Genomic DNA, 19,357 nt, shown 5'->3' on the forward strand with positions numbered 1-19,357 from the left:
GAAAGATGATGGTAATGAGTGAACCCGATGCTTCAACAAGCACTTAAAGCTCATTCATTTAGTATTTTTCGAACTGAGCGGCAATCCAATCGCCATTTTGCTTATGATCGATGTAGCGGATTTCGTGCTTGGCACATTCTTCCGTAATCATGGCTAAATCTGGCGCCAAGTAGAAACCACTAAAGAAAATTTTTCCTTCAGATTTCAATACTTCTGCATAACGACCAATCTGATCCAAAAGAATATTACGGTTGATGTTGGCAAAAATTACATCAAATTCTTCATCTGGAATAACTTCTTTACTGCCACAAAGTGCTGTTAAATTTTCAACACCATTAAGCGCCGCGTTTTCGATGGTACTTTGATAACAAATATCATCGTAATCTATTGCAAGTAGCTTATTTGCACCAAACTTTGCCGCCAAGATGGCCAATATTCCAGTACCGCAACCCATGTCTAGAATATTTTTATCCTTCAAATCTGCCGCCAAAATGTACTGCATCATCATGGTGGTGGTTTGGTGATGCCCCGTACCAAAGGCCATTTTAGGATCGATAACGATTTCGTAGGGATAAGAAGGTTGTGGCTCGTGAAATGTTGCCCTTACATAGCAAACATCATCGATAATTAAAGGGCTAAAGTTTTTCTCCCATTCCGCATTCCAATTCTCGTCTGCAACGTCCATTAAAGAATATTCAGTCGTAAATTCTTCTGAATGAGCATCTAACAGATCAACAAGTGCTTTATCATCAAAGTTTTCCTTGATTACAAAAGCGGTAAATCCGTTCTCACTATCTTCAAAAGTATCGAAGCCCAAATCGGCAAGATCAGCAATCAGCAAATCCTGTTGATACGCTTCGATACTTTTAAATTTAAATATGGCTTTTATATACTGCATTTAGCTGTTTAATGCTTTAATAATATCTGTAAAATCACGAGATTTTAATGATGCACCACCAATTAAGCCGCCATCAATATCTTTCTGAGCAAATAAACTTGCTGCATTGCTCGGGTTGCAACTTCCACCGTATAAAATGGTGGTATCATCTGCCACATTGAAACCATAATTTGCTTCAATTTCACTGCGGATAAAGGCATGAATGTCTTGCGCTTGCTCTGGACTGGCCGTTAAACCCGTACCAATTGCCCAAACCGGCTCATAAGCAATAACTACCTTTCTAAAATCTTCTTCGGTTAAGCTGAAAATACCGTTAACCAATTGTTTTTTTAATACTTCGTAGTAACTTCCATTATTGCGCTCATCCAAAGTTTCGCCGATGCAGAAAATTGGTTTTAAATCATGTGCTAAAGCAGTTTTCGTTTTTGCAGCTAAAAGTTCATCGCTTTCTGCTTGATATTGCCTGCGTTCTGAGTGACCCAAGATAACGTATTCAACACCAACTGATTTGATCATTTTTGCAGAAATTTCGCCTGTATATGCACCGCTTTCCTTATCGTGAATATTTTGAGCGCCGATGGCTACGTCCGTACCACCAAGTTTGGCCAAGCTGTTTAAATGAATAAATGGAGCGCAAATTACAGCCAGCTGATCGCCCTTGCGTTCATCTTTCACCATATTTACGATTTCACTAAACAACGATACACCTTCGTTGTAATCTAAATTCATTTTCCAGTTACCTGCAACAATTTTTTTTCTCATTATATTTTAGTTTTGATATTATAAAGTTTGAACGTTGAATATTTGAGCCTTCACTCCATTTTAATGCCTGATATTAAAAGTGCCTGTGTTCCTGTGTCATCTCAAAAACTTGTGTTAAAATTTTTTTTTCCACATCATCAAAGGCTAGATCTCTTCTGGAGTAAACTTTTTCGGCGGTTTCGAACATCTTTTTTAAGCTGTAAACTTCGAAACCTTGAGCGCCTCCCCAAGCAAAATCTGGAATAAAATTTCTTGGAAAACCAGGACCGAAAATATTTGCACTCACTCCAGCTACGGTTCCGGTATTAAACATGGTGTTGATGCCACATTTGGAATGATCGGCCATAATTAACCCACAAAACTGCAATCCCGTTTTACGGAAGCTTCGCTTTTCATAATCCCAAAGCCTTACTTCAGCGTAGTTATTTTTCAAATTCGAATTGTTGCTATCAGCGCCAATGTTACACCATTGACCTAAAACCGCATTGCCTAAATAGCCTTCGTGCCCTTTTGAAGAGAAACCCCAAATTACTGCATTATTAATCTCACCCCCTACGCGACTGTGCGGGCCAATGGTTGTATTTGGATAAATTTTAGCGCCCATTTTAACAGAAGAATCTTCTCCTAAGGCAAAACTCCCCCTAATAATGCTCCCTTCCCAAACCTGAGCGTTTTTGCCTAAATATATGGGTCCCTGTAAACTATTAAAGATGGAGCATTCTGCTGTAGCCCCTTCTTCTACAAAAATATCATCGCCTAAAAACGTGTTTGTAGCACTCAATTTACCAGAGCTCCTCCCTTGGGTTAACAATGTGAAATCCTTTTTCAGCTCTGTACCGTTAAAAGTGAAAATGTCATTTGGGTAAACGATACGAGTAAAACCGCCTGAGTAATTGATAGGCTTGAAAGACTTTAGTTCTTCAGGATCAATTTTAACAGAACGATCTGAGCAATAGGCAATAAGCAAATCAGCTTGACATAAACGCTCTCCTGCTTTTAGGGCAGCAATTGCATTCAGTAAAGATTCATCTGGACAGATAGATCCATTGATGAAAAGCTGGGCATTTGCCTTTAGAGGGTATTTTTTTGAGAGATATTCTTGCGTTTGATAACCAAAATCGGCACCTAAATATTTCGCCCATTTTTCTGCAATCGTTAGAATACCAATGCGTAAATCGGCAACAGGCCTGGTAAAAGTAAGAGGACGTAATGATTCCCAACTAGAATCATCAAATAGATTGATTGTCATAAGCAACAAAAATAAAAAAAGTCCCGATGCTTTTGGCAAAGGGACTTCAAAAAATGCTTTTTTGTTGCTAAATTATTTCTTAGCGTAACGGTTTTTGAATTTATCGATACGTCCTGCTGTATCAACCAATTTCATTTTACCAGTATAAAAAGGGTGTGAAGTGTGAGAAATCTCCAATTTGTATAGAGGATATTCGTTACCATCTTCCCATTTAATAGTTTCTTTAGTATCTACGCAAGATTTTGTTAAAAAAGCATATTCGTTAGACATGTCTTTGAAAACAACTGGTCTGTAGCTAGTAGGGTGCAAATCTTTTTTCATTTGAATATTATTTTAGTTATGTGTGAAAGCATCAAGAACATTGGTTGCAATTTGCCTGGCAACAACGCTTATGATATTTCCTATTAGTCTTTCTAATTCTTTTTAAGAGGTGCAAATATCCTAATTTTATTTCTGAAATACAAGCGTAAAAAACAATTTTAAATTGTAAGATTTTTAAAACCTGTTGAAGAAGAAGCTTTTTTAAAACTATATTTATTTCTCCAAGCATCCTAACTCAACCATGAACAGAAGAAATTTTATAAAAAGCACCTCCACCGTAGGTTTAATAACCACTTTGGGCATTCCGGCGGGTGCAGCCATTATCGCTAACAACGAAGAAGAAAGCTCAGATGATTTCAACAATCCGTTCCAATTAAATGAGATTAGCATCAGCGAGTTACAGGAGTTGATGAAAAGTGGTAAGCAAAGCAGCCGATCGTTAACTAAAATGTATCTCGATCGGATTGAGAAAATAGATAAGAAAGGTCCAAAACTCAACTCAGTTATAGAACTGAATCCAGATGCCTTAGCAATCGCATCAAAAATGGATGCTGAAAGAGAAATTGGGAAAATAAGAGGTTTAATGCACGGCATCCCAGTTTTGATAAAAGACAATATTAACACCGCAGATAAAATGCAAACCACCGCTGGTTCCTTAGCGCTGGCTGGCAACATGGCTTCGGAAGATGCTTTTATCGTTAAAAAACTAAGAGAGGCAGGCGCGGTAATTCTTGGAAAAACCAATTTGAGTGAGTGGGCCAACTTCCGCTCTTCTCGCTCTTGCAGCGGATGGAGCAGCCGTGGTGGACAAACCAAAAACCCTTTTATTTTGGATAGAAGTCCGAGTGGGTCGAGCTCTGGTTCCGGTTCGTCCGTTTCTGCAAACCTATGTGCAATTGCAATTGGAACGGAAACCAATGGCTCGGTAACAGCGCCTTCATCATCAAATGGAATTGTGGGTTTAAAGCCAACAGTAGGTTTACTGAGTAGAAGTGGAATTATCCCAATTTCGAAAACCCAAGATACCGCAGGTCCGATGGGCAGAAATGTTGCCGATGTAGCTACCCTACTTTCTGTGTTAACGGGTGTCGATTCTGAAGATGAGATAACAAAAAATAGCCAAGGGAAAGCGCCACAAGACTACACCAAATATTTACAAACTGGTGCATTAAAAGGCAAACGAATTGGATTTGAAAAATCATTCTTATCTGGCCATGAAGGTGTTGTTGCATTGTATAAAAATGCAATTGAAAAATTTAAAGAGTTAGGCGCAGAAGTTGTTGAAATTGAACTTTTAAAAGAAATGCGCGTAATTGGCGCTGCCAGTTTTACCGTGTTGCAATGCGAGTTTAAAGATGGGCTTAATGCCTACCTTGAGAAAACAAATGCTAAAGTTAAAAACCTGACTGAAGTAATTGCTTACAACAAGACAAACGAAAGTACGGCAATGCCTTATTTCAAGCAGGAAACCCTAGAAAGTAGTGATAAAGCACCCGATTTAAACAGCACAGTTTATAAAGAAGCCTTAGTTAAAGTGCTTTCATCCAGAAAAATTATAACTGATTTAATGGCAAAGAACCAACTTGACGCAATAGCTGGAACCACATACGGTATCCCTTCTCCTATCGATTTGTTTAACGGCGATGCAGGTAATGGCTTTTATTTCTGTTCTCCGCCAGCCATGGCGGGTTTTCCGCACATTACCCTGCCAATGGGCAAAATTTATGAACTTCCAGTTGGCTTATCCATTATGGCCGGCGCCTATGAAGAACCAAAAATTATCGGCTTTGCCTATGCTTTTGAACAAGCAACTAAACATAGAACTGCACCGAAATTTTTAAAATTCTCAAATTTTTCAAGTGGAATTTAAGGCTTTCTAACTTATATTTGTTTCAACTAAACAAAACATATTATGAGAAATTTAAAGCTATTAATGAGCATGTTATGCCTGTTTTTTGTGTTAAGCGGCGCAAATGCTCAAACCCAAACAGACACCAAAATTGCCGAATGGGAACGGGCTAAAGCCTACACAAAAGAGTATCTTGATGCCATGCCAGAATCGGGTTATGCGCTGAAGCCAACTCCAGAAATGCGTTCGTTTGCAGAACAAATGTTGCACCTAACCGATGCAAACTATGGTTTTACGGCTACTGCTACAGGCGAAAAACCTCCCTATGGATTAGGTGAGGTGGAAAAAATTACAGACAAATCAAAAGCCAATGTAACCAAGGTGGTTATGGCGGGCTATGATTATGTAATTGATGCTTTGAAAAAATTAACCCCGGAGCAACTAAATGAAAAAGTTAAGTTTATGAATCGCTTTGAAATGACTAAAGACATGGTTTTTACGAAAGATTTCGAGCATCAAACTCATCACCGCGGACAGGCTACGGTTTATTTACGTTTAGCTGGTGTAAAACCACCGCAAGAAAAATTATTTTAATCTTGGCAAAATCCTCACAGCAAACCTACAATTGGGTTGTTGTGAGGAATTGCTATCTATCTGCCTGAATACTTCCTCCAAGTTTCGATTTTTGCCAATTGCCTTTCGATGTAAGCATCGGCAATAACTTCCGCGGAACTTCGCCCTTCTGATGTTTCTAAAAGTGCTTTCAACTTGTACTGATCTACATCGGCCTTGTATAAAATTTGAATCAATTTCGAAAAATCATGATCGACCAGATCAGCAAAGACATCAATGATTGCTTGCCTCAAACGTTCTTCCGAAAGATCTGCTTGGATATCGAAATCTTTATTGATGATTTTAATTAACGATTGATGATCATTCATTATACAAAGTTAGTTTAATCCTGAATTATTGAACAAACCCATAGCTTTACGACATAACTACTGCCTGCCCTTACTAAACCTGATAATAGCGGCAGCCCCAGCTTTTTCTGCTGGGCTATAGCGGTTAGCAGGACTACAGCACCGATGAAATACAGAACCGTTCATTTCCAAATTAGCCTAAAAAATTAACATCACATAACGTATTTGATGATGCTTGATAATAACATCAACATCTAGATTTTACGACATAACTACTGCCTGCCCTTACTAAACCTAATAATAGCGGCAGCCCCAGCTTTTTCTGCTGGGCTATAGCGGTTAGCAGGACTACAGCACAGATGAAATACAGAACCGTTCATTTCCAGATTAGCCTAAAAAATTAACATCACATAAAGTATTTGATGATGCTTGATAATACCATCAACATCTAGATTTTACGAAACAACTACTGCCTCCCCTTACTAAACCTGATAATAGCGGCAGCCCCAGCTTTTTCTGCTGGGCTATAGCGGTTAGCAGGACTACAGCACAGATGAAATACAGAACCGTTCATTTCTAAATCATGCTGAGGCTAATCATCAAACAAAGCAATGATGATTCGTGGTGAAGCCCCGAATAGGAACGCTTAAATCCACTTAATTTCTTGACAAATTTCGATTAAAACACCATTGGCATCTTTTGGATGGACGAAACAAACCATTTTATTATCGGCACCTTTCTTAGGCGAATCGTTAAGCAAAGTAAAACCCTCGCTATGCAAACGTTCCATCTCGGCTAAAATATCATCAACCAAGAAGGCTAGGTGATGAATACCTTCGCCTTTTTTCTCTATAAATTTAGCAATTGCACTATCAGCCGAAGTTGCCTGGAGGAGTTCTACTTTATTATCGCCAGTTTTAAAAAAAGCGGTATTCACAAATTCGGATGCAACTTCCTCTGTTTTATAGCAATCGGCGTTGAGGAGTTTCTGATAAAGATCTATTGAAGCGTTGAGGTCTTTTACGGCGATGCCGATGTGTTCTATCTTATTCATAGATTTAAGGTTATGTGAATGTAAAAATGCAGGTTTTAACTATAACCTCATAGCTATTAATTATAATTGTTAAATAAGTTTTTTTGTATCTTTGTATTGCAAATAACAGAACTGAAATGAAACAGCCGATATATTTAGATAATAATGCGACTACACCTCTTGATCCGAGAGTGTTGGAAGCAATGCTACCATATTTTACCGAGAAATTTGGAAACGCCGCAAGCCGTAATCACGCTTTTGGCTGGGTGGCCGAAGAGGGAGTTGATTATGCTCGTGAGCAAGTAGCCAAATTAATCGGCTGTACTGAAAAGGAAATTATATTTACATCTGGTGCTACTGAAGCCGATAACCTTGGTATTAAAGGAGTGTTTGAGATGTATAAAGAAAAAGGTAACCACATTATTACTGCGGTTACTGAACATAAAGCGGTATTGGATACTTGTAAACACCTTGAAAAAAATGGTGCTCGGGTAACTTATTTAGGTGTTAAAGCGGATGGTTTAATTGATTTAGCTGAATTGGAAGCTGCTATGACGCCTGAAACCATTTTAGTTTCCATTATGTATGGAAACAATGAAATTGGTGTAATCCAGCCGATAAAAGAAATTTCTGCCATTGCGCACAAACATGGCGCTTTATTTATGACGGATGCAACGCAGGCAGTAGGTAAAATTCCTGTTGATGTGAATGCGGATGGCATTGATTTAATGGCATTTACAGCACACAAAATGTACGGTCCGAAAGGCGTTGGTGCACTTTATGTACGCAGAAAAAACCCAAGAGTTAAAGTAACTTCACAAATGGATGGCGGTGGCCACGAACGTGGTATGCGTTCTGGTACTTTAAATGTTCCAGGTATTGTGGGTTTGGGAAAAGCTTGCGAGCTGTGCCGTTTAGAAATGGAAAGCGAATCTATTCGCTTATCTGGTTTGCGTGATCGGTTAGAATCGACCTTAAACAAAATGGAAGAAAGTTATGTTAATGGTAATACACAACATCGTTTACCGCACGTAGCCAATATTTCTTTCAAATACGTTGAGGGTGAGGGTTTAATGATGGCAATGAGCGATTTAGCAGTTTCTTCAGGTTCGGCTTGTACATCTGCCTCGTTAGAGCCATCTTACGTATTGAAAAGCTTAGGTTTATCTGATGATTTGGCACACTCTTCTATCCGCTACGGTTTAGGTAGGTTTACAACTGAGGAAGAAATTGATCAAGCTATTGCAGTTACTCAAAAAGCGGTTAATCACCTAAGAGAACTTTCTCCACTTTGGGAAATGTTTAAAGAAGGAATTGACTTGAGTAAAATTGAGTGGGCAGAACACTAAAATTAGTTTAAGTGGCGGATTTACAACATGTACATCCACAATACAATATAAATTTAATAATTTGCGATGGAAGCTAATCTGAAATCGTAAACCAAAAATCGAAAAATACCATGGCATATTCAGAAAAAGTAATTGACCATTACAATAACCCACGTAACGTAGGTACATTAAATAAAGACAGTAAATTTGTTGGTACAGGCTTAGTTGGCGCACCAGAGTGTGGCGATGTAATGCGTTTGCAAATTGAGGTTGGAGAAGATAACGTAATTACCGATGCTAAATTCAAAACTTTTGGTTGTGGTTCGGCAATTGCATCATCATCTTTAGCTACAGAATGGTTAAAAGGAAAAACAATTGACGAAGCTTTAACCATTGATAATATGGATATTGTTGAAGAATTGGCTTTACCTCCAGTAAAAATTCACTGCTCGGTGTTAGCAGAAGATGCAATTAAATCTGCCATTAACGATTATCGCGTTAAAAATGGTTTAGAAGCAATTGTATTAGAAAAATCTCACCACTAGTAGACGGGAGACTTGAGACAATAGACTTGAGACAATAGATGGGAGACGATAGAAAGAAGATGATAGATTTGAGGTGAAAGCTTTTATCTAGAGTACAAGTCTCATATCTCATATCTCATATCTCATATCTCACATCTATAACCTCAAATCTAATTACTAAAATCTAAAATACGATGATAACGATAACTGATAAAGCAAAAGAAAAAATAGATCATTTGATGCAAGATTCCGAGATGGGCTCTGACTATTTTCTACGAGTTTCTGTAAAAGGAGGTGGTTGCTCAGGCTTATCTTACAATTTGGATTTCGACAATGAGTCGAAAACTGGAGATCAGTTTTTTGAAGATAGAGGAATCAAAATTGCATTGGATATGAAATCCTTTCTGTACCTAGCCGGTACTGAACTGGATTTTACCGATGGCTTAAACGGAAAAGGATTCAACTTTGTGAATCCAAATGCCAGTCGAACTTGCGGTTGTGGCGAAAGTTTTTCTGTATAATTAAAGCATATTTTTTCAAAAGGTTCCATTTATGGGACCTTTTTTGCGTTTATAAGCAAATTTTCTCCACAAACACATTATTGAAGATTAAGGGCACAATCCTCCTGTAAAAATTAGAAATCGAAAGTTTTTGATTAGACGAGATTTAACCTATCAAAATTTATAGTAAAGCATCAATTTGCATTTTTAAACCAAAAAGCCTTATAATTGTTAACTATAACGAACACACCAACTAACGAGCATGCCATTAATTAACGAATTTTCAACTGTCCCTACCCTGTTGAGAAATGTTGTAAAAAACATCCACAAGCCAGAAGAAACTTTTCTAATTCATAAGCAAGGTGCCGAATGGACTGAAATTTCATATGAAGACACATTAAAAAGAGCTGATGCAGTGTCTGCCTTCTTTTTAGAAATGGGCATAAAGAAAGGCGATAGGCTAGGTTTAATGATTGAAAATTCACCAGAATATGTGTATTATGACCAAGGTATTCAGCAAATTGGGGTAATCAATGTATCCATCTATCCTACGCTTTCCGAGCAGGAAGTAGCCTACATCATTAATGATTCTGGAATAAAAGCCATTCTTGTTGGGAATAATTTTCTTTATCGCAAAATATTAAAAGTTGCCTCAAATTGCAGAGAACTTAAATACATTATACCTGCGTTTAAAGATTTTGAAAAAGTGACCATCCCGAGCGATGTTAAGGTTGAAGTGATTGCCTTCTCAGACATCCTTGCACTGAAGCATCAAATTACAGCTGCCGAAAAAGCAGACATTGAGCAATGCAGAAGTTTGGTATTACCGAGCGATGTATCTTCACTAATTTATACTTCAGGTACAACTGGCACTCCGAAAGGTGTTATGCTTACCCACAGCAATTTTGTGGAGAATGTTAAAGTTTGTTTACAACAGATTCCTGTAATCGATCAAACAGAAACATTTTTGTCTTTCTTACCCCTATCACATGTTTTTGAACGCACGGCAACCTACCATGTGTGTTGTGCACAAGGCTGTAAAATCGCATTTGCGCAAAGCCTAGAGTTATTGGCTAAAAATATGGGCGAGGTAAGACCAACAGTGATGAGCTGTGTACCGAGGTTATTGGAACGCATTCACGATAAAGCCATAAAATCAGGAACAGCAGGTGGAGGCACCAAAGCCAAAATATTTACATGGGCACTCGAAACCGGAAATAAATATCGCGTGGCAAAAGAGGCAGGCGAAAATCCTGGACTTTTACTATCTGCCAAAAAAGGAATTGCAGAAAAATTAGTTTTCAGTAAGATAAAGGAAAAAACTGGCGGACGATTGAAATTTATGATTTCTGGTGGAGCGGCATTGCCAAAAAATGTGGGCGAGTTTTTCGGAGATTTAGGCATTAAAATATTGGAGGGCTTTGGCTTGACAGAAACTTCGCCTGTGATGTCGGTTACCGAATACCACAGACAGGTTTATGGTACGGTTGGACGCGTTATACCGGGCATTGAAATTGGCATACAAGACGTAGAAAGCAAGCAAATTATAAACATTCAAACCCATGAAACTTTTAACGAAGAATTTCAGTGTGAAGAAGGAGAAGTAATTGTTCGCGGGCATTGTGTAATGAAAGGATACTTTAACAAACCCGCGGAGACCGCAGAGGCGATTGATAGAGATATGTGGTTTCATACCGGTGATATTGGTCGCTTTTACAAGGGAAATCTTCAAATAACCGATCGGCTAAAAAACATGATTGTAAATGCTTATGGCAAGAACGTTTATCCTACGCCGGTAGAGAACATCTATTTAAAAAGCCCTAAAATCGATCAGCTTTTTTTAATTGGAGATAAGCGTGAATTTATCACGGCGATCATCATTCCAAATAGAGAAACACTAGAAGAAACTTTTAACCTTAAGCCTTCTTTCTTCGAAGAAAATGATCCATTTATCCGCGAGCAGGAGATTATTGATTGGATTGAAAAAGACATTAAAAAAATCTCTAACGAATTGGCAAAATTCGAACGGATTAAAAACTTCAAAATTAAACGTAATCCTTTCAGTATAGATGAAGGGGAAATTACGCCAACGCTGAAAATTAAACGTCGAATTGTAGAAAAAAAATATGCAGATACCATCGACGAAATGTATGAAGAAGGTGTCGAAGCAGAATCTTAGTCTATTCTTGAGACGTTTTGAAATACTTCAATAGCTTGACTTTAGCTTAGGAAATATCAATCAAAGCAAAAAAGAACCAAGATGCTGAAATCAATTCAGCAGTTTGGATCAGTTTTAAAAGATTTCATAAGCTTAGGTTCTAAAATTTATTTTAGGGTGTTCGCCAATTATTAGAAATGTTTATTGATAGGTAAAATACCGAGTTTTAACATCGATTAAGATGCTGTGGTGATGTCGAATACGAGTTCAATACATTTATGATTGGTTTTAAAAGGCTGCATGCATACGGAGCATAACGCTAATTAGATGATATATTCAAGCCGATTAAAATTATACATTAACACAAAAATAAAACCCTGCAAAATCATTACTTTTGCAAAAAATACCTGAAATGAGTATAGGATTATCAGAACAAGAAATATTACGACGTGAGTCGTTAAAACAATTGCGTCAATTGGGCATCGAGCCTTATCCTGCAGAATCTTATGAGATTAACGTAAGTGCAGCAGATATTTTAGCAAACTACGAAAAAGATAAAACAGCCTATAAGACAGTTAGTTTAGCGGGTCGGATTATGGGCCGTAACATCATGGGCGCAGCTTCCTTTGCCGAAATTCAAGATGCTACCGGTCGTATCCAAGTATATTTAAAACGAGATGAAATTTGTCCGACTGAAGACAAAACTTTATACAATACGGTTTTCAAAAAGCTTTTAGATATTGGAGATTTTATTGGTGTGAAAGGTTATGTGTTCACCACTCAAACTGGCGAAATCTCCATTCACGTAACAGAATTTAAAATCCTTTCAAAATCTATTCGCCCATTACCGATTGTAAAAAGGGACGATGAAGGAAACGTTTATGATGGCTTCACTAATCCAGAATTGCGTTACAGAATGCGATATGTAGATTTAACGGTAAATCCAGACTATAAACAAATCTTCATCAAACGCAGCAAGGTGATTAACTCCATGCGTAATTATTTTGATGAGCAAGGCTGGATGGAAGTGGAAACACCAATCTTACAGCCCATTCATGGTGGTGCAGCAGCTCGTCCGTTTGCAACACATCACAATACGCTAGATATGCCGCTTTATTTGCGTATTGCAAATGAACTATATCTAAAAAGACTGATTGTAGCTGGTTTCGACGGGGTTTACGAATTCGGTAAAATGTTCCGTAATGAGGGTATGGATCGTACGCACAATCCGGAATACACTTCAATGGAAATATATGTAGCCTATAAAGATTATATCTGGATGATGGCTATGGTAGAAGAGTGTTTAGAAAAAGTGGCCATTGCAACAAATGGTTCGGCAGTGGTTAAGGTAGGCGACAACGATATTAATTTTGAGGGGCCATACGAAAAACTTACCATGTATGAATCGATTCAAAAATATACCGGGATTGATGTTTCGGCCATGACGGAGGAAGAACTCCTACAAACTTGCAAGGATTTAGGAATTGAAACAGATTCTACCATGGGGCGTGGGAAATTAGTTGATGAAATCTTTAGCGATAAGGTAGAAGCGAATTTAATCCAACCTACTTTTATTACCGATTACCCGATTGAAATGACTCCCCTAGCAAAAAAACACCGTTCGGTAGATGGTTTGGTAGAGCGATTTGAAATATTTGTAAACGGCAAAGAAATCGGAAATGCGTACTCAGAATTAAACGATCCAATTGACCAAAGAGAACGTTTTGAAGATCAATTGAAACTTGCAGATCGCGGTGATGCAGAGGCTATGGCAATGGACGATGATTTTGTTCGTGCTTTAGAGTACGGAATGCCGCCAACTTCTGGATTGGGTTTTGGTATCGACAGAATTGTGATGTTAATGACCAATCAAAGCACCATACAGGAAGTTTTATTCTTCCCACAAATGCGCCCGGAAAAGAAGAAAATTGAGTTGACTCCAGAAGAAACGGAATTGTACGCCCTTGTAAAAGAAGGTGAACAATATCTTCTTGGCGATGTTAAATCGAAACTAGCAGATTGGAGCAATAAAAAGTGGGATACTACGCTTAAAGGCTTAACAGGAAAAGGCATTTTAAAGGTTGCGAAAACCGACGATGGATTATTTCTATCCCATAAGTAGCCGAAACTTTTTGAAGAAGACTATTTTTAACAAAAGGATAACATAAACTTAAAAGGCTTGCTAACAATTGTTTAGCAAGCCTTTTCTATATTTACAGCAATCGATAATTTAAAAAGATTGACTTATGAATATTTCAAGTTTAGAAATCAATGAAAGAGAATACTGTATCAAGTTGAGCAAAGATGCTTTTGATCTATCTTTAGTTCATCAATTAATTAAAAGAATCCAGGCAGAAGCCTTTTTCTTCAAAAGAGCAGAAGCCGAAGAAGAGGATCTTTTGAGTAAACGAAACGTGAGAGAAGAATTAGAAGGATTTGATTATTTAGGAGATAAATAAATTTGATGCTCATGCTCTATCTTTAATTGGTGCAAGCATGTCCCAACCAATCATCCTACTTTAATCTACATCCAAAGTTCCTTCTACTGAATCATCCATGGTTCTTCCAGTAATAACAGAGGCAGCCATTTTCAAAAAGGCTACCGCGGTACCGTGTTTGGTATCCCAATAATAGCCTTCTGATGGAATTACTTTAATTAACGTAATATTTGGATCTTCCTTACCACCTTGAAACCAAGTTTTGATAAAAGGACTCCAAAGTTCATCAATTTTAGCTTGATCTCTACTGATTTCAGAAATGCCATAAATATTCACGAATCCAGAATGTGCACCAGCTTGGAAAAGTAAATGGGTGAAAGGGTCAGAAGCAATTTCTTCGTTTTTGTGACTGTCTTTCATGCTCATAAACCAAATATTACCCTCGTCATCAACCTGTTGTATGGCCATTGGCCGAACTGATAATGGAATACCTGTTTTGATATTGGTACAAAAAAAGCAACTTTCTGCTTTATCTGCCAATTCTCGAAGCTTTTTTACCGCTTCTGACCCGCCTAAATCTTGAATGTTATTTTCTTCTTGAGTATTGTTAGTACTGCCTTCTTGTGATGTTGCCATAAGTGTATAATTTTCTATAAACTACAATCCTAAAATCGATTTAGTTTTGGATTTAATAGATTATATTAATTAATCGATTAAAATCCATGTAGATAATTCCGAAAAAATCCTATTTTGCGACTCCTTCCCTATTTATATACATCCAATATTTAACTTAGAATCTGAGATTATTGTAGTCTAAAAATAGATGGCTGGAATAATAATCTATAAACTCTAGAAAGCTAGGTATAGGATATTATAAAAAATATAATTAATCTTTTTGTAAAACCTATAACTAAACCAATGGCTTAATAATCACATATCTGAAAAAAAAACTCTAAAATAAACCAAGCATATATGGACATAAAGGACATTGAAAAAACATATGAGCAGATGTCGGACAGTGAGTTGATTAGAATAACTACAACAAGTGCTCAAGGACTAAGACCAGAAGTATTCGGAATTATTGAAAATGAAATTAAGAAACGCAACCTCGATCTTAATATTTTAAATGGTGCTTTAGCGCAGAATATGGAGTATTCAATCGAAGAAATCGAACATTACTCTCAATTTCTAAGGAATTTGCCCTGTCCAATCTGCAATAATGAGACAGAAAAACTTAATGGAACATCTTCACATAAGGTGAAGAGTTTCATATTCGTGACGGTATCTGAAACTGAGCCAACTATTGCATGCCCAAACTGTTTGGACAAGACCAATAATAGTGCAATAATTTCTACTGCGTTATTTGGTTGGTGGGGTATTCCTTGGGGTATATTTAAAACACCTATCTATATTTATAGAAACTTTAGAGACAAGAAAGAAAATAGAATAGATTCTTCAAATAAAACTTTGCTTTCATTTACACTTTCAAACATTGGTAAAATTGAAGCCTATAAGGATGATAAAGGAAAGCTACAAGAAATTATAGAGCTGAAAAAATCTTAAATGCTACAAGAATTAAATCTATAAGCTCACATTTTTTGACAGCATACTAATAAACTTTCGCAAAGCAACTTACACGCCAAAGTATTACGAAATGATTTGATGGTGACATCGATTACTACGACAAAGATAGATTCAGTTGGAGGCCGAAAGAAAAGAGCTTGTTTCAGATCTCAAATAACTTATTGTTAATTTTGTCTCAATGATTAAGCAAAGAATTACTATCTATAACGAACTTGTTGTTGTTTGTCCATCATACCCATTTGATCTTTCATTTGTTTAATCTGATCGGCAAGGAGTTTATTTTTATCGGCTTTTTTGGCTTCTGCTAAATACATTGTGGCTTCACGTTTGTTGCGTTTTGCCATGGCAATACCCGCTAAGCTTAACTTAGCTAAGGCAACATTATGATCCATTTGCATGCCCAAGGCTAAAGATTTTTTGAAATATTTCTCGCTTTGCATAGGTGCAGTTCTGCTTTCAATCAATCCAACCAATAAGTTGTAATAACCATGTTGAAGTTTAATTAATTGAGTTTCGTAATTGGTAATCCTGTTTAAAAACATTTTGGCTTTAGGCATATTGTCTTTTCTTAAAAACCATTGCGCTAAAAGCATGTTCTCATTAAAGAAATAGGTTACAATAACAATGATACCTAAAAGTATAGCAATAATGCCCCAAGGCCAAAACCCGAAAATAAATAAAGCTACTGCGCCACCCAGTAAAGCAAACCCCGCAATTAATCTGATAATATTTGGCATAAATTTTAATCTAAATTATTTTTTTTTTGCAAATATCGTGTTTAAAAGGCAGAATTTAGATTTTAAAACAATAATTTCATTAAAAATTTACAACTCATAAATACAAACAATATCGAAATGAAAATTCTATTCTCCTTAACCTTAATTGTACTTGCTATGAATGTTTCTGCACAAGAAATGAATAAAAAAATCCACGACCAATCTCACAATAAAGACATTCTAATTAATGCTTGTACGCGAGAAGGAATTGTGAATTTTCCAGAATTCAAGGAAATGTACGATCCTATTTACGCTGCCTATACACCAGATGCAGCAACCTTAATCGAGCTGAAAAAACTGCTTAAAAAGGAAAAAATAAAAATTGTTTTTGGCACATGGTGTGGTGATAGCAAGGTAAACGTTCCCAACTTTTTTAAAGTATTGGATGCTTTGCATTTCAAGGAAAAGAATGTAGATATCATTGCAGTTGACGGAACAAAAAAAGCTGAAAATGGGATTATTGATGGCTTAAACATTCAAAGAGTCCCAACATTTATCATCTACGATAAAAAAGGGATCGAGCTTGGGAGAATAGTTGAAAGCCCTAAAACAACTTTAGAAGGAGACTTGTTAGCCATCTTAAAAAAGAAAGCTTAGTTACTTAAACAAAAAATATGTCAGCAGCATTAGAACCTGGTTGGTTAGCCGTTTTAGATGATGAGTTCGAAAAGGACTACATGAAAAATTTGAAGTCTTTTTTACAACAAGAAAAGCAAAATGGAAAAACTGTTTATCCAAAAGGCTCAGATATTTTCAATGCCTTAAATACAACCCCATTTGATGAAGTGAAAGTGGTCATCTTAGGTCAAGATCCATATCATGGTGTTGGTCAGGCACATGGATTATCATTTTCCGTACAAAAGGGTATAGCTACCCCGCCATCTTTAAAGAATATTTATAAAGAATTGGAAACCGATATTGAAGGTTTTACAACTCCAAATCATGGAAATTTAATTCATTGGGCAGAACAAGGTGTACTGTTATTAAATGCAACATTAACGGTTAGGGCATCGGAAGCCGGATCGCACCAAAACAGGGGTTGGGAAATCTTTACCGATGAAATTATAAAAGCGCTTTCAGAAAAACGTAAGCACCTGGTGTTTTTACTTTGGGGAAAATACGCACAGCAAAAAGCAAGCTTAATCGATCAGCAAAAGCATTACGTACTTACTGCCGCACACCCCTCTCCATTTTCTGCATACAACGGTTTTTTCGGATCTAAACATTTTTCGAAGGCAAACCAATTGTTGGTACAAAATAATTTAAGTCCGATAGATTGGAAATTGCCTAGCTAATGAATGCTTATTTTACTCCGAAACACCGGAAAATTTCTTAACATAAATAATATTCATTTCAATATCTTACCACTTGGAACACCTCAGTTAACCTTAGAGAAGCTTGCCTAACCAAACGTATAGCGCAATGATTTGCTTCTCATTTTTATAACCAAATAAACCAAAGTTATATCGTTAAAATCATCCCAAAAAGTTCAAAACTTTATTGATTTATATATGATTAACAAAACTTTTCTTGATAATTTAGAATACAAAGTAACAGGCGCTTGTATTGAAGTGCATCAATCACTTGGTCCGGGTTTGCTCGAAAGTGTTTATCAAAAATGCTTGATGAGAGAGTTACAACTAAGGAACATCAATTTCTCGGCAGAAGAACGCATAACGATTTCCTATAAAGATATTGTGCTAGACAGCGAATTGAGAGCAGACCTATTTATCGAAAATTGCATGGTGTTAGAACTGAAGTCGGTAGAAAGAATTTTACCTATTCACGAAGCCCAGATACTTACATACATGAAATTGTTGAAAGTACCCAAAGGGTTACTCATAAATTTCAATTGCACAAATATTGTTCAGAATGGGAAAAAAGCCTTTGCAAATGAATTGATGTTTCGGCTCAATCCATGGGCATAGGCCTTCACTTTGATTGCCACGATTGCATAAACGCATTGGCTGGAAGACTTTCAGTAATACGCATAAACCATCACTTGGCATCAACAACTTAGGTGTCTTAGGTAACTTAGTTGTGAAAAATAAAAAAGGTGAAAGATTAAGAAAGCATTTGGTGATAAAATTACACACGAATATATGAACCACCTTAGAAACCTCAGACACCTAAGCCTCTAAAGCCTAACAACTATCTAACTGCATCAAATAATTAGGAAGAAAAAATAAAGATATAATAAATTTAAACCCCTTAGCTACTGCAAATTGAATGTCCACAAAATACTTAGGTGTCTTAGGTACCTTAGGTGGTGAAAAATAAAAAAAGTGAAAGATAAGAAAGCATTTGATGCTGAAACTTGCTCACGCACATATGAACCACCTTAGAAACCTCAGACACCTAAGCTTCTAAAGCCTATCAACTATTTAACGAATTTAGGCTTAAAATAGACTTGAAAACAGTTTTAAAACTAGTACTCCAATGGAACGATTGGTTCTTTCTTAGTGGTTGACATAATCATCATGGTTTGGAAAGTCTTAACCACAGAAATCTTACTGATTTTATCCATGATTAATCGCTCGTAAGCTTTTATATCCTTAACATAAACCTTAAGCAAAAAATCTGCCTGACCGGTTACGTGATGGCATTCCGTAATTTCCTTAATTTGATTTACCTCGTCTAAAAAGATTTGGATCGTATTGTTTTTATGGAAATCGAGTTGAATTTGTATAAAGGTTTTAATTCCTAATCCAAGTTTTTCTTCATCAACAAGAGCATGATAGCTTTTTATATATCCCGCCATTTCCAGTTTGCGAACACGCTCTAAAGTTGGTGCTGGTGATAAGCCAATTTCTTGCGACAATAAAAGGTTGGTAATCCGACCATTTTCTTGTAAAATCCTTAAAATTTTAAAATCAATTTTATCTAATTCTGATGCCATATAAGTTCAAAGGTATTGAGAATACAAACATAACCAAATTATATTCTAAATTTTAACATAATTTATCATATAAATTTTAAAATAAAATTTTTAGATTTACCTAAAAATTAAATTAGAT

The 19,357-nt window shown here is 36.6% G+C and carries 21 protein-coding genes; 12 read left to right on the plus strand and 9 right to left on the minus strand.

Annotation, left to right across the window (positions count from 1 at the left end):
- Positions 1–58: 58 nt before the first annotated feature.
- The 4 genes from prmA to DHW03_RS06145 all read right to left on the minus strand — a co-directional run bounded on the left by prmA (position 59) and on the right by DHW03_RS06145 (position 3,230).
- Entirely contained in the window at positions 59–898 is an 840-nt protein-coding gene (gene prmA / locus DHW03_RS06130) for a 50S ribosomal protein L11 methyltransferase (protein ID WP_109924817.1), read from the minus strand.
- Positions 899–1,660: a triose-phosphate isomerase gene (gene tpiA, locus DHW03_RS06135; RefSeq protein ID WP_109924818.1), complete on the minus strand. Its 762-nt coding sequence runs from the start codon at positions 1,658–1,660 to the stop codon at positions 899–901.
- A 73-nt stretch (positions 1,661–1,733) separates the two neighbouring features.
- A complete protein-coding gene (locus DHW03_RS06140; protein WP_109924819.1) occupies positions 1,734–2,909 on the minus strand; it encodes a GlmU family protein in 1,176 nt (391 codons plus the stop codon).
- A gap of 72 nt (positions 2,910–2,981) precedes the next feature.
- Entirely contained in the window at positions 2,982–3,230 is a 249-nt protein-coding gene (locus DHW03_RS06145; RefSeq protein WP_025142617.1) for a type B 50S ribosomal protein L31, read from the minus strand.
- Between the two features lie 241 nt (positions 3,231–3,471).
- Between DHW03_RS06145 and DHW03_RS06150 the strand changes: the two genes are divergently transcribed.
- Positions 3,472–5,100 (plus strand): amidase, encoded by a 1,629-nt coding sequence (locus tag DHW03_RS06150; protein WP_109924820.1) that lies wholly within the window; start codon positions 3,472–3,474, stop codon positions 5,098–5,100.
- 42 nt (positions 5,101–5,142) lie between these two features.
- Complete coding sequence (locus DHW03_RS06155) at positions 5,143–5,673, plus strand: DinB family protein (protein ID WP_109924821.1); 531 nt, start codon at positions 5,143–5,145, stop codon at positions 5,671–5,673.
- A gap of 56 nt (positions 5,674–5,729) precedes the next feature.
- Here DHW03_RS06155 and DHW03_RS06160 read toward each other — a convergent pair whose 3' ends face one another.
- Both DHW03_RS06160 and mce read right to left on the minus strand, forming a co-directional pair.
- Positions 5,730–6,020 carry a hypothetical protein gene (locus tag DHW03_RS06160; RefSeq protein ID WP_109924822.1) on the minus strand — a complete coding sequence of 97 codons (291 nt, stop codon included), beginning with the start codon at positions 6,018–6,020 and terminating at the stop codon, positions 5,730–5,732.
- Positions 6,021–6,645: 625 nt separating this feature from the next.
- A complete protein-coding gene (gene mce, locus DHW03_RS06165) occupies positions 6,646–7,053 on the minus strand; it encodes a methylmalonyl-CoA epimerase (RefSeq protein ID WP_109924823.1) in 408 nt (135 codons plus the stop codon).
- A gap of 116 nt (positions 7,054–7,169) precedes the next feature.
- Between mce and DHW03_RS06170 the strand changes: the two genes are divergently transcribed.
- The 6 genes from DHW03_RS06170 (at position 7,170) to DHW03_RS06195 (ending at position 14,001) form a co-directional block, all read left to right on the plus strand.
- On the plus strand, positions 7,170–8,381 hold the full coding sequence (locus DHW03_RS06170) for an IscS subfamily cysteine desulfurase (RefSeq protein WP_109924824.1): 1,212 nt from the start codon (positions 7,170–7,172) through the stop codon (positions 8,379–8,381).
- A gap of 110 nt (positions 8,382–8,491) precedes the next feature.
- Positions 8,492–8,905 (plus strand): Fe-S cluster assembly scaffold IscU, encoded by a 414-nt coding sequence (gene iscU / locus DHW03_RS06175; protein ID WP_109924825.1) that lies wholly within the window; start codon positions 8,492–8,494, stop codon positions 8,903–8,905.
- Between the two features lie 173 nt (positions 8,906–9,078).
- Positions 9,079–9,405, plus strand: coding sequence for a HesB/IscA family protein (locus DHW03_RS06180; RefSeq protein WP_109924826.1), 327 nt, complete (start codon positions 9,079–9,081; stop codon positions 9,403–9,405).
- 241 nt (positions 9,406–9,646) lie between these two features.
- Positions 9,647–11,563: an AMP-dependent synthetase/ligase gene (locus tag DHW03_RS06185; protein ID WP_109924827.1), complete on the plus strand. Its 1,917-nt coding sequence runs from the start codon at positions 9,647–9,649 to the stop codon at positions 11,561–11,563.
- A gap of 391 nt (positions 11,564–11,954) precedes the next feature.
- Positions 11,955–13,664 (plus strand): lysine--tRNA ligase, encoded by a 1,710-nt coding sequence (gene lysS / locus DHW03_RS06190; RefSeq protein WP_109924828.1) that lies wholly within the window; start codon positions 11,955–11,957, stop codon positions 13,662–13,664.
- Positions 13,665–13,788: 124 nt separating this feature from the next.
- Positions 13,789–14,001 (plus strand): hypothetical protein, encoded by a 213-nt coding sequence (locus tag DHW03_RS06195; protein WP_109924829.1) that lies wholly within the window; start codon positions 13,789–13,791, stop codon positions 13,999–14,001.
- 60 nt (positions 14,002–14,061) lie between these two features.
- Here DHW03_RS06195 and DHW03_RS06200 read toward each other — a convergent pair whose 3' ends face one another.
- The gene (locus DHW03_RS06200) at positions 14,062–14,616 is read right to left on the minus strand and encodes a pyridoxamine 5'-phosphate oxidase family protein (protein WP_109924830.1); all 555 of its coding nucleotides are present in this window, start codon (positions 14,614–14,616) and stop codon (positions 14,062–14,064) included.
- Between the two features lie 336 nt (positions 14,617–14,952).
- Here DHW03_RS06200 and DHW03_RS06205 point away from each other — a divergent pair, with 336 nt between their 5' ends.
- Complete coding sequence (locus DHW03_RS06205) at positions 14,953–15,543, plus strand: hypothetical protein (protein WP_109924831.1); 591 nt, start codon at positions 14,953–14,955, stop codon at positions 15,541–15,543.
- Between the two features lie 218 nt (positions 15,544–15,761).
- On the opposite strand, the gene DHW03_RS06210 is transcribed toward DHW03_RS06205, so the two are convergent.
- Positions 15,762–16,301: a hypothetical protein gene (locus tag DHW03_RS06210; protein ID WP_109924832.1), complete on the minus strand. Its 540-nt coding sequence runs from the start codon at positions 16,299–16,301 to the stop codon at positions 15,762–15,764.
- A gap of 117 nt (positions 16,302–16,418) precedes the next feature.
- Between DHW03_RS06210 and DHW03_RS06215 the strand changes: the two genes are divergently transcribed.
- The 3 genes from DHW03_RS06215 to DHW03_RS06225 all read left to right on the plus strand — a co-directional run bounded on the left by DHW03_RS06215 (position 16,419) and on the right by DHW03_RS06225 (position 18,268).
- Positions 16,419–16,937: a TlpA family protein disulfide reductase gene (locus DHW03_RS06215; RefSeq protein WP_109924833.1), complete on the plus strand. Its 519-nt coding sequence runs from the start codon at positions 16,419–16,421 to the stop codon at positions 16,935–16,937.
- Between the two features lie 17 nt (positions 16,938–16,954).
- Positions 16,955–17,635: a uracil-DNA glycosylase gene (gene ung / locus DHW03_RS06220; protein WP_109924834.1), complete on the plus strand. Its 681-nt coding sequence runs from the start codon at positions 16,955–16,957 to the stop codon at positions 17,633–17,635.
- A 216-nt stretch (positions 17,636–17,851) separates the two neighbouring features.
- Positions 17,852–18,268 carry a GxxExxY protein gene (locus tag DHW03_RS06225; protein ID WP_109924835.1) on the plus strand — a complete coding sequence of 139 codons (417 nt, stop codon included), beginning with the start codon at positions 17,852–17,854 and terminating at the stop codon, positions 18,266–18,268.
- A 500-nt stretch (positions 18,269–18,768) separates the two neighbouring features.
- On the opposite strand, the gene DHW03_RS06230 is transcribed toward DHW03_RS06225, so the two are convergent.
- Positions 18,769–19,239 carry an Lrp/AsnC family transcriptional regulator gene (locus DHW03_RS06230; protein WP_025142637.1) on the minus strand — a complete coding sequence of 157 codons (471 nt, stop codon included), beginning with the start codon at positions 19,237–19,239 and terminating at the stop codon, positions 18,769–18,771.
- Positions 19,240–19,357: the final 118 nt, after the last annotated feature.

The organism is Pedobacter yonginensis, from assembly GCF_003173595.1.
Lineage (GTDB): Bacteria > Bacteroidota > Bacteroidia > Sphingobacteriales > Sphingobacteriaceae > Pedobacter > Pedobacter yonginense.

Bases quoted from the DNA above. Each gene is read 5' to 3' on its own strand.
- DHW03_RS06205 (WP_109924831.1), top strand. From the start codon at position 14,953: ATGGACATAAAGGACATTGAAAAAACATATGAGCAGATGTCGGACAGT.
- DHW03_RS06150 (WP_109924820.1), top strand. From the start codon at position 3,472: ATGAACAGAAGAAATTTTATAAAAAGCACCTCCACCGTAGGTTTAATA.
- DHW03_RS06140 (WP_109924819.1), bottom strand. From the start codon at position 2,909: ATGACAATCAATCTATTTGATGATTCTAGTTGGGAATCATTACGTCCT.
- iscU (WP_109924825.1), top strand. From the start codon at position 8,492: ATGGCATATTCAGAAAAAGTAATTGACCATTACAATAACCCACGTAAC.
- DHW03_RS06160 (WP_109924822.1), bottom strand. From the start codon at position 6,020: ATGAATGATCATCAATCGTTAATTAAAATCATCAATAAAGATTTCGAT.
- DHW03_RS06210 (WP_109924832.1), bottom strand. From the start codon at position 16,301: ATGCCAAATATTATCAGATTAATTGCGGGGTTTGCTTTACTGGGTGGC.
- DHW03_RS06170 (WP_109924824.1), top strand. From the start codon at position 7,170: ATGAAACAGCCGATATATTTAGATAATAATGCGACTACACCTCTTGAT.
- DHW03_RS06180 (WP_109924826.1), top strand. From the start codon at position 9,079: ATGATAACGATAACTGATAAAGCAAAAGAAAAAATAGATCATTTGATG.
- DHW03_RS06230 (WP_025142637.1), bottom strand. From the start codon at position 19,239: ATGGCATCAGAATTAGATAAAATTGATTTTAAAATTTTAAGGATTTTA.
- prmA (WP_109924817.1), bottom strand. From the start codon at position 898: ATGCAGTATATAAAAGCCATATTTAAATTTAAAAGTATCGAAGCGTAT.
- ung (WP_109924834.1), top strand. From the start codon at position 16,955: ATGTCAGCAGCATTAGAACCTGGTTGGTTAGCCGTTTTAGATGATGAG.
- tpiA (WP_109924818.1), bottom strand. From the start codon at position 1,660: ATGAGAAAAAAAATTGTTGCAGGTAACTGGAAAATGAATTTAGATTAC.
- mce (WP_109924823.1), bottom strand. From the start codon at position 7,053: ATGAATAAGATAGAACACATCGGCATCGCCGTAAAAGACCTCAACGCT.
- DHW03_RS06155 (WP_109924821.1), top strand. From the start codon at position 5,143: ATGAGAAATTTAAAGCTATTAATGAGCATGTTATGCCTGTTTTTTGTG.
- DHW03_RS06195 (WP_109924829.1), top strand. From the start codon at position 13,789: ATGAATATTTCAAGTTTAGAAATCAATGAAAGAGAATACTGTATCAAG.
- DHW03_RS06200 (WP_109924830.1), bottom strand. From the start codon at position 14,616: ATGGCAACATCACAAGAAGGCAGTACTAACAATACTCAAGAAGAAAAT.
- DHW03_RS06145 (WP_025142617.1), bottom strand. From the start codon at position 3,230: ATGAAAAAAGATTTGCACCCTACTAGCTACAGACCAGTTGTTTTCAAA.
- lysS (WP_109924828.1), top strand. From the start codon at position 11,955: ATGAGTATAGGATTATCAGAACAAGAAATATTACGACGTGAGTCGTTA.
- DHW03_RS06215 (WP_109924833.1), top strand. From the start codon at position 16,419: ATGAAAATTCTATTCTCCTTAACCTTAATTGTACTTGCTATGAATGTT.
- DHW03_RS06185 (WP_109924827.1), top strand. From the start codon at position 9,647: ATGCCATTAATTAACGAATTTTCAACTGTCCCTACCCTGTTGAGAAAT.
- DHW03_RS06225 (WP_109924835.1), top strand. From the start codon at position 17,852: ATGATTAACAAAACTTTTCTTGATAATTTAGAATACAAAGTAACAGGC.